General features: G+C 69.2%; 10 protein-coding genes and 1 tRNA gene. 3 read left to right on the top strand and 8 right to left on the bottom strand.

What is annotated here, in order from left to right; genetic code table 11:
* Positions 1 to 3: 3 nt before the first annotated feature.
* From AC1D1A_RS05820 to AC1D1A_RS05785, 8 genes are all read right to left on the bottom strand, one after another.
* A complete protein-coding gene (locus AC1D1A_RS05820; RefSeq protein WP_018774662.1) occupies positions 4 to 984 on the bottom strand; it encodes a ribose-phosphate diphosphokinase in 981 nt (326 codons plus the stop codon).
* 5 nt (positions 985 to 989) lie between these two features.
* Positions 990 to 2,516: a bifunctional UDP-N-acetylglucosamine diphosphorylase/glucosamine-1-phosphate N-acetyltransferase GlmU gene (gene glmU / locus AC1D1A_RS05815; RefSeq protein WP_476947323.1), complete on the bottom strand. Its 1,527-nt coding sequence runs from the start codon at positions 2,514 to 2,516 to the stop codon at positions 990 to 992.
* Positions 2,517 to 2,559: 43 nt separating this feature from the next.
* Positions 2,560 to 2,631, bottom strand: a tRNA-Gln gene (locus tag AC1D1A_RS05810).
* A 1,005-nt stretch (positions 2,632 to 3,636) separates the two neighbouring features.
* Entirely contained in the window at positions 3,637 to 5,466 is a 1,830-nt protein-coding gene (locus AC1D1A_RS05805) for an ABC-F family ATP-binding cassette domain-containing protein (protein WP_476947322.1), read from the bottom strand.
* A 72-nt stretch (positions 5,467 to 5,538) separates the two neighbouring features.
* Entirely contained in the window at positions 5,539 to 6,501 is a 963-nt protein-coding gene (locus AC1D1A_RS05800; RefSeq protein WP_028276492.1) for a 4-(cytidine 5'-diphospho)-2-C-methyl-D-erythritol kinase, read from the bottom strand.
* Positions 6,502 to 6,582: 81 nt separating this feature from the next.
* A complete protein-coding gene (gene rsmA / locus AC1D1A_RS05795) occupies positions 6,583 to 7,422 on the bottom strand; it encodes a 16S rRNA (adenine(1518)-N(6)/adenine(1519)-N(6))-dimethyltransferase RsmA (protein ID WP_476859216.1) in 840 nt (279 codons plus the stop codon).
* 217 nt (positions 7,423 to 7,639) lie between these two features.
* Entirely contained in the window at positions 7,640 to 8,785 is a 1,146-nt protein-coding gene (locus AC1D1A_RS05790; RefSeq protein ID WP_476849065.1) for a ubiquitin-like domain-containing protein, read from the bottom strand.
* 304 nt (positions 8,786 to 9,089) lie between these two features.
* Positions 9,090 to 9,977 carry a TatD family hydrolase gene (locus tag AC1D1A_RS05785; RefSeq protein ID WP_476849066.1) on the bottom strand — a complete coding sequence of 296 codons (888 nt, stop codon included), beginning with the start codon at positions 9,975 to 9,977 and terminating at the stop codon, positions 9,090 to 9,092.
* Positions 9,978 to 10,154: 177 nt separating this feature from the next.
* Here AC1D1A_RS05785 and AC1D1A_RS05780 point away from each other — a divergent pair, with 177 nt between their 5' ends.
* From AC1D1A_RS05780 to AC1D1A_RS05770, 3 genes are read left to right on the top strand one after another with little or no spacing between them, the layout of a single operon-like run.
* On the top strand, positions 10,155 to 11,312 hold the full coding sequence (locus AC1D1A_RS05780) for an AAA family ATPase (protein ID WP_476849067.1): 1,158 nt from the start codon (positions 10,155 to 10,157) through the stop codon (positions 11,310 to 11,312).
* 14 nt (positions 11,313 to 11,326) lie between these two features.
* Positions 11,327 to 12,856 (top strand): DUF58 domain-containing protein, encoded by a 1,530-nt coding sequence (locus AC1D1A_RS05775; RefSeq protein WP_476947321.1) that lies wholly within the window; start codon positions 11,327 to 11,329, stop codon positions 12,854 to 12,856.
* Positions 12,853 to 15,396 carry a transglutaminase TgpA family protein gene (locus tag AC1D1A_RS05770; protein ID WP_476947320.1) on the top strand — a complete coding sequence of 848 codons (2,544 nt, stop codon included), beginning with the start codon at positions 12,853 to 12,855 and terminating at the stop codon, positions 15,394 to 15,396. Before AC1D1A_RS05775 ends, AC1D1A_RS05770 begins: the two co-directional genes overlap by 4 nt.
* The last annotated feature ends 7 nt before the right edge of the window (positions 15,397 to 15,403 follow it).

Below are 15,403 nucleotides of genomic sequence, written 5' to 3'. Positions count from 1 at the left end.
GGCTTAGGCCTGGCCGTCGAACAGGCTGGTGACGGAGCCGTCGTCGAACACTTCACGGATGGCGCGGGCGATCAGCGGCGCGATGGAGAGCACGGTCAGCTGCGGGAAGCGCTTGTCCGCGGTGATCGGCAGCGTGTTGGTGACCACCACTTCGCGGGCGCCGGACTCGGAGAGCCGGCGGGCCGCCGGATCGGAGAACACGGCGTGGGTCGCGGCGATGATGACATCCTTGGCGCCGGCGTTCTTGAGCACCTGGACGGCGCCGGAGATGGTTCCGCCGGTATCGATCATGTCGTCGATCAGGACGCAGGTGCGGCCTTCAATCTGGCCCACGACCGTCTTGGAGACGGCCTGGTTGGGCACGGTGAGGTCCCGGCTCTTGTGCACGAACGCCAGCGGCGCGCCGCCGAGGCGCTCGGCCCACTGCTCGGCCACGCGGACGCGGCCGGTGTCCGGCGAGACGACCGTGACCTTGTCCGAGCCGACCCGGGTGCGGATGTAGTCGGCCAGGAGCGGAATGGCCATCAGGTGGTCCACGGGGCCGTCGAAGAAGCCCTGGATCTGGGAAGTGTGCAGGTCCACGCTCATAATGCGGTCGGCGCCGGCGGTCTTGTACAGATCGGCGACGAGGCGTGCCGAGATCGGCTCGCGGCCACGGCCCTTCTTGTCCTGCCGGGCGTAGGGGTAGAACGGGGACACCACAGTGATGCGCTTGGCGGAGGCCCGCTTGAGCGAATCGATCATGATCAACTGTTCCATGAGCCAGTTGTTCAACGGGGCCGGGTGGGCCTGGATCACGAAGGCGTCGGTGCCTCGGACGCTCTCGCCGGCCCGCACGTAGATCTCGCCGTTGGCGAAGTCGTAGGCGTCCAGGGGCAGCAGCTCGGTGCCGAGCTCCTTCGCGATCTCCTTCGCCAGCTCAGGGTGCGCGCGCCCCGCGGCCAGCACCAGCTTCTTCTCGCCGTGTGCCGTAATTTCGCTCATGATTGCTAGCCCTCTTCTGTCGGTGCCGGAGTAGTGGAGGATGTTGGGGCGGCGCCCGCGGCGGAATCCACCGCGGCAGCGGATTCGGCCAGGGCGGACTCGGCCAGGCCGGCGGAAACGGAACCGGGGCGGTTGGCCGCAACCCAGCCGTCCGAGTTCCGCTGCTTGGCCAGGGTGACGGCGAGGGCGCCGGCCGGGACGTCCTTGCGGATGATCGCCCCGGCGCCGCTGTAGGCGCCGTCGCCCACGCGCACGGGGGCCACGAACACGGTGTTCGAACCGGTGCGCACACCCGAGCCGATCACCGTACGGTGCTTCTTCTCGCCGTCGTAGTTGGCCGTGATGTTGCCGCAGCCGATGTTGGTGTCCTCGCCGATCTCCGCGTCCCCGGCGTAGCCGAGGTGGGACAGCTTCGAGCCGCGGCCGATCGTGACGTTCTTGGTTTCGTAGAACGCGCCGATCTTGCCGGTCTCGCCCAGGACGGTGCCCGGGCGCAGGTAGGTGAAGGGGCCGACGCTGGCGCGCGCCCCGATCGTGGAGCTGGAGCCATGGGTGCGGATCACCGTGGCGCCCTCCCCCACCGTGACGTCGGTCAACGTGGTGTCCGGGCCGACGACGGCGTCGCGCGCCACCGTGGTGCTGCCGTGCAGCTGGGTGTTGGGCAGGAGCCGGACGTCCTCGTCGAGCGTCACCGTGGCGTCGATCCACGTCGTGGCGGGATCCACGACGGTCACGCCGGCGCGCATCCAGGCTTCGAGGGTGCGGCGGTTGAGTTCAGCGCCGAGCGCCGAGAGCTGGACGCGGTCGTTGGCGCCCTCCACCTGCCAGCGGTCGTCGGTGACGACGGCGGCGACGCGGCCGCCCGCGGTGCGGGCCAGGGCCAGGACATCGGTGAGGTACTTTTCGCCCTGGGCGTTGTCCGTGGTGACGTGGACCAGCGCGTCGCGCAGGACGGCGGCGTCGAAGGCGTAGATGCCGGAGTTAACCTCACGGATTTCGCGTTCGGCGCTGGTGGCGTCCTTGTGTTCGCGGATTCCCGTGACGGTTCCGTCTTCTGCGCGGAGGATGCGACCGTAGCCGGTGGCGTCCTCGAGCACGGCGGTGAGGACGGTGACGGCGTTGCCCTCGGCCTCGTGGGCGGCGACGAGCTCGCCGAGCAGGCCACCGGTGAGCAGCGGGACGTCGCCGTACGTGACCACGACCGTTCCGCCCAGCGGGCCTTGGGGGTCGAGGGTGTCGAGCGCTTCCAGTGCCGCCTCGACCGCGCGGCCGGTGCCGGGCACATCGTCCTGGTCCACAATCAGGGCTTTCGGATCGAGGGCGGAGACGTGGGCGGCCACGAGGTCGCGTTCATGCCGGACCACCAGGGCCAGCTCGCGGGGGCTGATACTGCGGGCCGCCTGGAGCGCGTGGCCGACCAGCGAGCGGCCGCCGATCTCATGGAGAATTTTGGGGGTACGGGATTTCATCCGGGTACCGGCCCCTGCAGCTAGGACGATCACGGCGGCCGGGCCAGTATTCTCGGGGCTCACGTATTGGCTCTCCTTGCTTGGTTGCGCGGTGTGTCTCGCCAAGTTCCGCCCATAGGACTCGAACCTATACTCCACGGCTCCAAAGGCCGGGGTGCTGCCATTACACCAGAGCGGACCGTGCCCAGGCTTGACCTGTGGCACGAGAATCAATTCTGCCACGAAGGTTGATGCTCGTGCGACTCAGCGCCGCGGAAGGAGCGGGCAGGCGCGGGTGGGCGGTGCAGCCGGCGCCACGGGACATGCCCATTCTTGGTCCGCGCGGCGGGACATGTGCCGCGGGATTCACGAGCTCCGCGGAACGTGCCTTCCTGGGTGTGCGCAGAGACCCCGTTCCCCACGCGGGACATGCCCAGCGTTGGAGCCGAGCAATGGACATAATGCCAATATGCCCATCCCCGGCCCGTGCCGAGGGACATGCCCGGCGGGAATTGAGCCCTCCAGTGGACATGTCCAGTGTTGGTCCGCGCGGCCGGACATGTGCCGCAGGATTCACGCACTCCGCGGGACGTGCCTCTTTGGGCGCGCAGAGACCTCGGCCCCTACGCGGGATGAGCCCAGTGTTGGTCCCGAGCAATGGACATGATGCCAATATGTCCAGTGCTGGCCCGCGCCGAGGGACATGTCCAATGCTGGTCCGCGCAGAGGGACATGCCCTGCGGGATTTGAGCCCTCCAAGGGACATGTCCAGTGCTGGCCCGCGCAAAGTGACATGTGCCGCAGGATTCACGCACTCCGCGGGACGTGCCTTCCCGGGCGTGCGCAGAGACCTCGGTCCCTATGCGGGATATGCCCAGTGTTGGTCCCGGACAATGGGCATAACGCCAATATGCCCATCCCTGGCCCGCGGCGAGGGACATGCCCGGCGGGATTTGAGCCCTCCAAGGGACATGTCCAATGCTGGCCCGCGGCGAGGGACATGCCCGGCGGGATTTGAGCCCTCCAAGGGACATGTCCAATGCTGGTCCGCGCCGTGGGACATGCCCTGCGGGATTTGAGCCCGCCAAGGGACATGTCCGGTGTTGGTCCGCGGCGAGGGACATGTCCCGTGGGTTTTGAGGGCTGCGAGGGACATGTCCAGCGGTGGGTGCTCACGCTGGGCATGTCCCGGGGGGGCAGGAGGCTACTCCCCCAGCACTTCCAGGGCCTCGAGCCATTCGAGTTCAAGGGCTTCGCGTTCCCCGGCCAGTTCCTGGAGTTTCGCGTTAAGCCCGGCGAGCTGGTCGAACTTGCTGGCGTCCCCGGCCCCGGCGGTCATCTGGGCGTGGATCTTGTCTTCCTGCTGCTTGAGTTTGCCCAGCTGGCGGTCGATCCGGTTCTTGGCCTTGCGGGCGTCGCGCTTTTCGGCCTCGGAAGGGCCGCTGGTGGCGGGAGCGGATCCCCCGCCGGCGGAGGTGACGGGGTTGCCGCCGCCGGTGATGGTGGAGCCGGCCAGGGCCCCTTCCCGCAGTTCGAGGTACTGGTCCACGCCGCGCGGCAGGGCCTGGATCTTGCCATCGCCAAGGAGCGCCATCTGGTGGTCCGTGACGCGCTCGAGCAGGTAGCGGTCGTGGCTGACGACGACGAGCGTGCCCGGCCAGCCGTCGAGCACATCTTCGACGGCGGCGAGGGTGTCGGTGTCGAGGTCGTTGGTCGGCTCGTCAAGCATCAGCACGTTCGGCTCCCCCACGAGCAGGCGCAGGAGCTGCAGCCGCCGGCGTTCGCCGCCGGAGAGGTCCTTGACCGGGGTCCACTGCTTCTCGTTGGTGAAGCCCAGCTGCTCAACGAGCTGGCCGGCGGTGAATTCCTTGCCGCCGACGTTGAAGGAGCGCTTTTCCCGCTCGATCACTTCGATCACGCGCAGGTCCGAGACGTCGTCGAGTTCCTTGACCTCCTGGGTCAGGACCGCGGTGACCACCGTCTTGCCGCGCTTGACCTTCCCGGAGCTGGGCTGGATCTCACCGTTGAGGAGTTTGAGCAGGGTGGTCTTGCCGGCGCCGTTGACGCCCACGAGGCCCAGCCGCTCCCCGGGGGCGAGGCGCAGCGTGATGTTGTCGAAGAGCTTCTGCCCGGGCTCGCCGCCGAGGAAGTCCAGCGAGACGTGCTCGAGGTCCAGGACATCCTTGCCCAGCCGGGCGGTGGCCATCTTGCTCAGCGCCGTCGAGTCGCGCGGCTCGGGGACGTCCGCGATCAGGGCGTTGGCTGCCTCGATCCGGAACTTGGGCTTGGCGGTGCGGGCCGGGGCACCGCGCCGGAGCCAGGCGAGTTCCTTCTTCACGAGCTGCTGGCGCTTGCTTTCCATCACGGAAGCGGAGCGGTCGCGCTCGGCCCGGGCCAGGACGTAGGCGGCATAGCCGCCGTCGAACGGGTCCATGATGCCGTCGTGGATTTCCCAGGTCTTGGTGCAGACTTCGTCGAGGAACCAGCGGTCGTGGGTGACCACGAGGAAGGCGCCCTGGTTGGCCCGCCAGCGGGTCTTCAGGTGCCGGGACAGCCACGCGACGCCTTCGACGTCGAGGTGGTTGGTGGGCTCGTCGAGCATGATGACGTCGTGGTCCTCGATCAGCAGCTTGGCCAGCGCCACACGCCGCTTCTGCCCGCCGGAGAGCGCGTGGACGTTGGCGTGCCAGTCGACGTCGGACACCAGCCCGCCCATGACTTCGCGGATCTGGGGATTGCGGGCCCACTCGTAGTCGGCCTGGTCCCCCACGATCGCGGCGCCGACGGTGAGATCGCCGTCGAGCACGTCGCTCTGGTCCAGGTAGCCGATGTTGACCTCGCTGCGCTTGGTCACCCGGCCGGAGTCCGGGGTGGAGCGCATGGCCAGCAACCGCATCAGGGTTGACTTGCCGTCACCGTTGCGGCCCACCATGCCGATCCGGTCGCCCTCTTCAAGGCCGAGGGTAATGCCATCGAGGACGGTACGGGTTGCATACGAGACCGTGAGGTTCTCGCCGCCGAGCAGGTGTGCCACTGGGAACTGCTTTCTTAGGTGTATCGGTGAAGTGAAGCTGTGAAGTCATCGGATGCGATGCGTCAAAAGCTCCTAAAGGAGCGTATCGGAGATGATGCGGGCCCCGTGCACCGGCCCGTGCACCGCCATGGCGTCGAGGCTGTGGTGCCGCAGCTCTTCGGCGAGCCCGGCGGCCGCGGCGGGGCTGTGCGCGAGGAACGCGACGGTGGGTCCGGAGCCGGAGACGATGCCTGCGATCGCGCCGCAGGCCTCGCCGCGGCCCAGGGTCTCGCGCAGGCCCGGGGCCAGTTCGATCGAGGCGCGCTGGAGGTCGTTGACCAGCACGCGGCTCAGGGCGTCGGCATCGCCGCTGCGCAGAGCCGTGAGCACGCCGGGATCCACGGCGTCGGGTTCGTCCACCGCCAGGCCCTCGGCCGCGCGCAGGCGGTCCAGGGTGCGGTAGACCTCAGGGGTGGGCAGGCCGAAGTCCGCGCTGACCAGGACCCAGTCCGTCTGGGCCTTGACCAGGGCCGGCGAGAGGTCATCGCCCAGGCCCAGTCCGACGGCGGTGCCGCCCAGCAGCGCGAAGGGAACATCGGCGCCGAGCTCGGCGGCCAGGTGGGCCAGCTCATCGCGGGACAGTCCGCTGTTCCACAACGCGTCGCAGGCCAGCAGGGTGGCGGCGGCGTCGGCCGATCCGCCGCCCATGCCGCCAGCCACGGGCACCCGTTTGGTGATCTCCAGGTGGACACCCGTGGAGTGTTCCGAGACGTCGGCCATGATGGCGGCGGCTTTGTAGGCCAGGTTGCGGTGATCGAGCGGAATGTCCACCCCGTCGAGGTCCACGGTGCTCGCATCACTGATGCTGACGGTGATCTCGCCGGTATCGGTGCTGGTGGCGGCAATTTCTTCGTAGAGCGAGACAGCCAGGTAGACGCTGGCCACGGAGTGGTAGCCGTCCGGCCGCAGCGGTCCGACGTCCAGTGAGACGTTAACCTTGCCTGGAGCTTTCACCCGGACGGTCCTCGCGGCAAAGCGCCCTCTCACTGCGTTCATGGCTCCACGCTATGGCATCGCGGCCCGGGCTCCAAGCACGCAACCGCCCCCGGAGGCGCCCATGCAGGGCTCACAAGGAGCTCAGGAGTCCGCTTGTCCGTGGGCTTCGGCGATTCTGGCGAACGCCGCGATGTCGATCACTTCGCCGCGTGCTGTGGGGTCGACGCCGGCGGCCCGCAGGCAGCGTTCGGCCTCGGCGGCACTGCCGGCCCAGCCGGCCAGCGCGGCCCGGAGCGTCTTGCGGCGCTGCGCGAAGGCGGCGTCGATCACGGCGAAGACCTGCTCCCTGGTGGCGGTCGTAACCGGGGGCTCCCGGCGCGTGAAGGCGACGAGTCCGGAATGGATCTTGGGCGCTGGCCAGAAGACGTTCATGCCGATCACGCCGGCCTTGCGCATGCTGCTGTACCAGGCGGCTTTGACGGATGGAACGCCGTAGGTCTTGGAGCCGGGCCCGGCCGCGAGCCGGTCGGCGACTTCATCCTGGACCATGACCAGGCCGTGCTGCAGGCTCGGGAAGTGCTGCAGGAGGTGCAGCACCACGGGAACGGCCACGTTGTAGGGAAGATTCGCGACGAGGGCGGTCGGCTCGACGGGAAGTTCGGTGACCCGCATGGCGTCCGCCAGCACGAGGTGGAAGTTCCCGACGGCGTGCGGTCGCCACGCGGCGACAGTGGCCGGCAGGCGCCCGGCAAGGACCGGATCGATTTCGACGGCGACCACGCTGCGGGCGGCGTCCAGCAGGCCAAGGGTCAGTGACCCGAGTCCGGGGCCGACTTCCAGGACGGTCTCATCGGCCCGGATGTCGGCGGCGTTCACGATCCGCCGGATGGTGTTGCCGTCGATCACGAAGTTCTGCCCGAGGGTCTTCGTGGGCCGCACGCTGATTTCCTCTGCCAGCCGGCGGATATCGGAGGCACCCATCAGCGGTGCGGGCGCCGCTCCGGGCAGGCTTTCGGGGGCGGAGGGGCTCGGTTCAGTCACCTAGGTATCCTATCCCGGCGCCGGTACGCCGCAGGCCGGGTCCGGAGGGAATCCGGACCCGGCCTGTGCTCTCCCCTGGCTGTGGTCGGCAGCCGCGGGAGTCGGGCGTTCAGTGGCGGGCGTTCAGTGGCGGGCAGTCAGCCGCCGGCCTGGCCTGCTAGCTGGAGGCGGCCCAGCCGCAACCCCAGGGCTGCAGTCCGCGCTGGGCGTAGACCCGGTTGGCGACGGCGATCTGCTGGGCCTTGGTGGCGGCCGCGGCGTTCGGGGCGTAGGCGCCGCCGCCCGAGCTGAGCCAGGTGCCGACGTCGAACTGCAGGCCTCCGTAGTAGCCGTTGCCGGTGTTGGTGGACCAGTTGCCGCCTGATTCGCACTGGGCGATCTTGTCCCACATGCCCTGGTTCATCATGGCGGGGGCGGCCGCACCGGTGTTGGCGGCGGGCTTGGGCTTTTCCTTGGTGCCGACAGTGACCTTTTCGGTGACGGGCTGGACGCTGACGGTCTCGGACACCAGGGTCCGGGAGGCTTCGCGGCCATCCACGAGGACCAGCTTGAAGTTCTTGCTGGTGGTGCCGGCGACGCCGGCCTGGGTGACCTTCTTCTCACCCTTGAACATGTCAGCACTCTCGGTGGTGAGCGTTTCGAAGGCGACGGGCTCGGTGGTGTTGGCCGTCTTGCTGACGTCGACGCGGGAGACCTTAATCACCATGTCATTGACCACCGGGGCGTTCCCGGGCTGGGAGACGCGGTCGCTGGCCCCGAGCGAAAGCCCGGCGTCCTCGAGCACTTTGGCGACTGTGGCCGCCGTCGTCGTGGTCGCTGCCGCCTTGCCGTCCGCAACGAGGCTCACCTTTTTAGGCGTCGAGATGGACACGAAGGAGCCGGAGACGGCGAGCTGGGCGTCCTTGGGCACGGAGACCTGCGAGGCGCTGGCCACGCCGAGTTCGGTCACGAGACCTTCGACGGTGGGTGCGGTGGTGGAGATGGTCCGTTCGGCGCCGTCCAGGCTGACCTTGACGGCCTTGGCGAGGTTGACGTTGATGACTGACCCGTCCTGCACGTGGGCGTCCGCCGAAGGCGACACCCTGTCAGATGGCTGCAGTTCAACCTTGGCGCTCTTGACGACTTCCCCGACGGTTCCGCCGAAGGTCTGGACGGAGCTGACTTTGCCATCCACGTTGAGTGTGATCGTCTTGTTATTGCCGACGAAGGCCACGAGGCCCAGCACCAGTGCCACCAGCACCACGAGCTGCGTGCCAACCTTGACGAAGCTGAACTTGCCGTCCGATGTGAAGAACTTGACCACAATTGCCCGAATCTCTTGGACCTTCCGGGCACGGGGAAAAGTGCACGTGGCCATCCCCCGCGAGCGCGCCAACGGCGGCTCCGGACAGCGTCCGGAGCGTCACGGAACATGCGTGCACTGCCTCACCCAAAACGAGAGCGCGCATGTGGTTCGTTGGCCACAATGCACGCCCTGCTGGAGTGAAATTATCCGTAGGCCTTCCCCGACCCCGGCTAATAGTTGACCACTGTAATCGAAGCGTTATAAAGGAACCAAGAATTTGTGCATACCCCGTATCTACACCGGGAGGCTGGATGAGGGCGGTTCAGTCCCAGGATCCGTACGCCCGCACCGTATTTGCGGCGATCTGCGCACACAGCCCGGAAAGCTCCGACCCAGTCACATCGGCCATGGCCCGCACCGTGTACGGAACCATGTAGCTCGCGTTCGGCCGGCCGCGATGCGGGTGCGGGGTGAGGAAGGGCGCGTCGGTCTCGACCAGGATCCGGCTCGGCTCAGCGATAGCCAGCGCTTCCCGCAGGTCCGTCGCGTTCTTGAATGTCACAGTTCCGGCAAAGGACATGTACCAGCCCTCCGCGTTGCAGGTCCGGGCGAGCGCCTCGCCGCCGGAGAAACAGTGGAAGACCACCCGCTCCGGTGCCCCCTCTTCGCGCAGGACCTGGACGACGTCGTCGTGGGCGTCGCGGTCGTGGATTTGCAGCGTCAGTCCAAGCCGTTTGGCGATGTCGATATGGCGGCGGAACGAATAGCGCTGGTGGACCAGGCCCTCGCCCTCGGTCCGGAAGAAGTCCAGGCCGGTCTCCCCGATCGCCCGGATCCTCGGATGGGCGGCGAGCTCCTCGATCTCGGCCAGGGCCTCCTCCAGGCCGCCGCGCCGGGCGTAGCCGGGGGCGTCGTTGGGGTGGAGGGCAACAGCGCCCAGGAGCCGTGAATCGAGGTCGACCGCGTTGACCGTAAACCGGGACGATTCGAGGTCGCAGCCCACCTGCACGGCGCCTTGCACGCCCACGGCGGCGGCGGCATCGAGGGCGTCCTTGATGCCCACCTCAAGCTCCGCGTCGGGAAAATCCAAATGCGTGTGGTTGTCCATGACCGGCACGGGAAGCGGTTCAGGTGCGGGCGGATACCCGCTGCGTCCGGTACCGTCGTGTCCAGGCGACCGGAAGGGGACGGGAGTGAGGGGACTGAGCATTCATCCACCCTAACCGGAGGCCAGATTTCCCCGGAACTCTCTGTCAGGGCCGGCAGTTGTGTTAGTAGTCTGTTAATACTCTGTAATTTCCCCGTTAGGAAACAGGTGAATGCCACTGCGGGGCCCGGCCGCCGCGGGCGGTCAGATCCGGGACCCACCAGGGCTGAAAGGCTGCCGATGGATTACCACCGCACTTCCGTAGACGACATCCTCCCCCAAGGACAGAGCCTCCCGGGCCGCGCTTCCTTGGATCCAAACGCAGCCGGACACCGGCCCCCGCGGCATGAACTGCCGGCCATGGAAGCCGACGCCTTCCACTCAGCCAGCACCCGGATCCTGACGGCGATCAATACGGTCATCGACGGCAAGGCCGAAGCGGCCAAACTGGCGCTCACGGTCCTCCTCGCCCAGGGCCACCTGCTCCTCGAAGACGTCCCAGGGGTGGGCAAGACGCTCCTGGCGAAGACGCTGGGCCGCACCATCGACTGTTCCGTCAGCCGGATCCAGTTCACCCCGGACCTGCTCCCGTCCGACGTCACGGGCGTGTCCATCTACAACCAGGCGACCCGGACCTTCGAGTTCCGGCACGGCGCGGTGTTCGCCAACATCGTCATCGGGGACGAAATCAACCGCGCCTCGGCCAAGACCCAGTCAGCCCTGCTGGAGTGCATGGAGGAGCACCAGGTCACGGTGGACGGCACGTCCTACCGGCTGGATGAGCCCTTCATGGTGGTGGCGACGCAGAACCCCATTGAGATGGAGGGCACGTATCCGCTGCCGGAAGCGCAGCGGGACCGCTTCATGGCCCGGATTTCCATGGGCTACCCGGACCGTGAGTCCGAGATGGAGATGCTCGAAACCCACCAGGCCTCCTCTCCGCTGGCGCGTGTGACGGCAGTGGTCACCGCGGCGGAAGTGGCCGCCATGATTGCCACGGTGCAGCAGGTGTACGTGTCCCGGTCGATCAAGGAGTACACCGTGGCCCTGGGCCGGGCCACGCGGGAAAGCGGGCTTCTCCGGCTCGGCGCCAGTCCGCGGTCCATGCTGCAGCTCCTGCGTGCGGCGAAGGCCACCGCCGCGCTGGAGGGCCGGGACTTTGTGCTGCCGGACGACGTCGTCAGCGTCGCCGAAGCGGTGCTCGCCCACCGGATCATCCTCGACCGCAAGGCGGCCAGCGCGGGTGAGACGCCGCAAAGCGTCATCCGGGCCATAATCGCCAAGATACCCGTCACCCCGGACGTGACGGCCTCACCCAACGGAACCGGCCGCCCTGGCCGGAAGAAGGCCTCGGCCATGGCAGCCGCGCCGCCGCCCAACCTGCCCAATCCGCGCTAGGGAATGGCTCCGCCGTGGCGTTAAGGGATCGGTTCCCCGGGCACTTCTTCAGCAGCCGCGGCTGGGGCCTGCTCGGCGCGGGTGCGGTGTCGTTGCTGGCCGCGCAGATCATGGGGCGCCGGGACCTGCTGGCCCTGGCCGTCCTGTTGCTGGTGCTGCCGGCGCTCGCCCTGGCCGGAACCCGGGTCCTGAAGCCGAGGTTCCGGGTCTACCGCGAATTCAGCCCGTCGCCGGTTGAAACCTCCGCCCGTGCCACGGTGCGGCTGGCCGTCGCGCGGACCGGGGCGGGCACAGGCCACGCGGTCATGGAGGAACACTTGCCGGCCCGGTTCGGCGAATCGCCCGTCTTCCGGTTCCCGGCCCGTGCGGCAGCCGGCGGCACCAGCCGCTATGAGTACCACCTCCGCTCGGCCAGGCGCGGCCAGTTCCTGATCGGGCCCGTCACGGCGGAATTCAGCGATCCCTTCGGGCTCTCCTTCCACCGCCACGCAATTGACGACGGCGACCTCCTCACCGTCACGCCCGCCGCCATCGAGCTGCCGGAGACGGGGCTCGCCGGTGCCCGCGGACACGACGGTGTCACACCCACGCGGGCCCGGGCCAATCCCAGCGACGACGACGTCATGACCCGCGAATACCGCCACGGGGATCCGCTGCGCCGGGTGCACTGGGCCGCGACCGCCCGCCACGGGTCCCTCATGGTGCGGCAGGAGGAATCCGTCACGACCCCCGAGGCGACCATCATCCTGGACCAGCGGCTCTCCGCCTACCCCCACGGGGTGTTCGGCCACAGTGCCCATTCCTCCGGCGGCCACCCGGGCGGCGGGGAGGGGGACGGCCACGACCTGCTGACCTCTGATGCCTTCGAGTGGGCTGTCACGGCGGCGATGTCGATCGGGGCGCACCTCGCGGAACGCAACTACTCGCTGCGGTTCCTGGACAGCGCGGGCGAGCCGGCCTTCCGGCTTTCGCCGTCCGCTCCCGACCCGGAAGCCGAGGAATACACCGGAACGGCCGGGCTGCAGTCCATCGCCGAAAGCCTGGCTGCCATCGAGCTTTCCGGCCCGCACCACACCCACCACCACAACCACCCGCACCGTGACCGCACGGGGCCCCGCCCGCAGAAGGCCGCGGCGGGAACCAGCACCGGATCTTCCGCGCCGGGGGGATTCCGCTCCGGGGCCGGTGCGGGCACCGGTAATGCCCCGCACGCCTTCGACGACACCCTGATGGACAAACTTTCCGCCCACCGGCTGCGCGGACCTGTCCTGGCGGTCCTGGGCAGCCTGACCCCGGCCGAGGCCCGGGCGCTGTCCCCGGCCGCCGGGTTCGGCGCGAACGCCTTCGCGCTGCTGGTCACGGACCGGGCACAGGACTCCGGCGAAGTGCCCGAGGTGCTGGAGGCGCTGCGGCTGGGCGGATGGCGGGCCCTGGCGGTGTCCGCCCAGAGCTCGCTGCCTGACGCCTGGGCAGCCTTCGACCAGGCAGACCCGGGGATGTCCGCCGGGGCCGACGTCCGCCGCGGCGTGGGGGGCCGGCCATGACGCTCGCCCCGCAACGCAGCCAAGGCACCGGCACGGCCGGCGGAGAAGAACCGACGGCCCTCTCCCCCGGTGCGGCGTCCCGGCCGGACGGACCCGGCGCCCGGCCCTGGGTGATGGCGACCGCCGTCGCGGTAGCCGTCGCGGGCGCTGCCCTCGGATTCAACGGCGTCCTGCGTGGCTGGGCCTGGTATTCCCCGGTGTTCAGTACCGTGCTCTCCGTTGCGTTCTCCCTCGCGGTGCTCCGGTCCCTGCGTGCCCGGCCCTGGCTGGTGACCGCCGGCGGCCTGGTGGCGCTGATCGTGGCCGTGACCTTCATCTTCTTCCGGCAGCACAGCATTGCCGGGTTCATCCCCTCCCCGGAGACCATGAACTACCTGGGAAAGTTCCTCCGGCGGGCCAGCGAAACGGTTCTGGCCGAGAGCACCCCAGTGGCCCCCAACGCCGGAATCGTCATGCTGATCTGCGCGGTCCTCGGGCTGCTCGTGATCCTCATCGATGCCCTGGCGTTCCCGCTGGCGCTGCCGGCCACGAGCGGGCTCGGGATCCTGGCAATCCTCGTGGTGCCGGCCATGGTCAAGCCGCAAAGCGTGGGAGTGCTGGGGTTCGTGGGCGCCGTCGTCGGGTACCTGTTGATCCTCGGCTGCAGCCATTGGTACACGCCGGATACCCGCACCCTGGCCGACACCGCCCGCAACCCCGGGCAGCTCCGGCGCGGCACGGTCACGGCCGTCGCGGCGCTGACCCTCACGCTGGTGCTGCAGCTGGTCATCCCGGGTTTCGACCAGGGCACGTTCCCGCAGGGCTCGCGGCTGAACCCGTTCGGCGGCGCCACCGGCCTCAATCCGATGATCAGCCTGGGCAACAGCCTGCGCAGCCCCTCCGGCGAGGGCCGGATCACCTTCGCCACGAACGCGCCGACGACGCCGTACCTGCGCTCGGTGACCGTGGACACCTTTGACGGCGATTCCTGGTCACCCGATGACCGGGAGTCGAGCCGGCAGCCGGGAACCGGCCGGCTCGAGGCCGGGCATGAAACCGCCCCGGCCGAGCTCCGCGTAATTACGGCCGTCAACACCGGCCAGTACACGAGCCCGTACCTGCCCGCACCGTATGCGCCGGAAGCTGTCAACGGACTCTCAGGGCGCTGGAGCTGGGACCCCGCCACGCTGAGCATCAAGGGTGTGGACACAAATTCCCGCGACCAGCAATATGTGGTCTCGTCCGTCACTCCGCAGCTCACGGCAGCGCTGCTGGCGGGCGCTTCCGGGCCGGTGACCGGTGTCCCCGAGCTGTTCCTCCGGGAACCGTCGAATGTTCCGGAGGTTGTGCGCAGCACGGCTAAAACTGTGACGGCGGGTGCCAACTCGCCGTATTCGCGGGCCATGGCCATCCAGAGGTATCTGCGCTCCGCCGAGTTCAGCTACTCGCTGCAGTCCCCCGTGCAGGGCGGCTACGACGGCAACGGCCTGTCCGTGCTGGCGGACTTCCTGACCCAGAAGAGCGGCTACTGCATTCATTTCGCCTCCGCCATGGCCGTGATGGCCAGGCTGGAGGGCATTCCGAGCAGGATCGCCGTGGGCTACGCGCCGGGGCGCCCCACCGGGGCCACCGTGGCGGTCTCGGGCCAGGGCCCGCTTCCGGAGTTCGAGGTCGATGCCCGGGACGCCCACGCCTGGCCGGAGCTCTACTTCCAGGGCATCGGCTGGGTCGCGTTTGAGCCGACACCGTCCCGCGGCGTCGTTCCGGCGTACGCCACGGATGCTGCCGCACGCAGCGGTGCCAGCACCAACGACCGCAACGACGCCCTGACCCCCGGTGACGGTTCCACCCAGGCACCGTTCCCGGTCCCCGGGACGGTCCCGCTTCCCGGAGCGGGCACGCCGGCGCCCAGCGGCGCGCAGGCGGCACAGGCGCTGTACGGCGTTGCCGCGGTGCTGCTGCTGGCGCTGCTGGTGGCCTCCCCGCGGCTGGTGCGCAGCGGCGTGCGGCGCCGCAGGCTGAGGACGGCGGCCCGCGGCTATCCCGGCGTCACGGCCGGGACGGCGCTGCCGGCCTGGGCGGAACTGCGGGATCTGGCCACGGACTACGGGGTGGCGCCCGGAGCGAGCGAAACGCCGCGGAATTTCGCCGAGCGGTTGCGCGCCTCGACGGTTTTGGGGGAACCCGGCGGTGCGGACGGGCCCGGCCAGCGGGCCGCGGCGGCCCTGACCGAGGACTTCGAACGTGAGCAGTACGGCCGCCCGGGCGGCGTGGCCGGTCCGGCGCGGACCGCAGGCTCCGCGGATCCGGCCGACTCCGCCGCGGCCAGGATCGCCCTGGTGCAGGCCTCGCTGCGCGCCAACGCCGGCTTCCTGGTCCGGCTGCGCGCGGCCTGGCTGCCGCCCTCGGTCATGTCCGGCTGGCGACGGGCCCTCCGGCTGCCCCGCGGGTTCCTCTCCCGGACAGCACAATACTCCCGGACAGCACGACGCACCCGGCGGGGGTTCGCGGGATCCTGGGGAAAGATCCGCAACTCCGTCCGCCGGGTGCGCCGCGGGTAGCTGGCGT

The sequence above is a fragment of the Arthrobacter sp. P1_B9 genome (assembly GCF_056406495.1).
The sequence above is the reverse complement of the archived record's forward strand: the minus strand, read 5'-3'. Positions and strand labels throughout refer to the sequence as shown.

Excerpts from the sequence above, each read along its gene's own strand:
- AC1D1A_RS05780 (WP_476849067.1), top strand. The coding sequence starts at position 10,155 with ATGGATTACCACCGCACTTCCGTAGACGACATCCTCCCCCAAGGACAG.
- AC1D1A_RS05770 (WP_476947320.1), top strand. The coding sequence starts at position 12,853 with ATGACGCTCGCCCCGCAACGCAGCCAAGGCACCGGCACGGCCGGCGGA.
- AC1D1A_RS05820 (WP_018774662.1), bottom strand. The coding sequence starts at position 984 with ATGAGCGAAATTACGGCACACGGCGAGAAGAAGCTGGTGCTGGCCGCG.
- AC1D1A_RS05785 (WP_476849066.1), bottom strand. The coding sequence starts at position 9,977 with ATGCTCAGTCCCCTCACTCCCGTCCCCTTCCGGTCGCCTGGACACGAC.
- rsmA (WP_476859216.1), bottom strand. The coding sequence starts at position 7,422 with ATGGGTGCCTCCGATATCCGCCGGCTGGCAGAGGAAATCAGCGTGCGG.
- AC1D1A_RS05800 (WP_028276492.1), bottom strand. The coding sequence starts at position 6,501 with ATGAACGCAGTGAGAGGGCGCTTTGCCGCGAGGACCGTCCGGGTGAAA.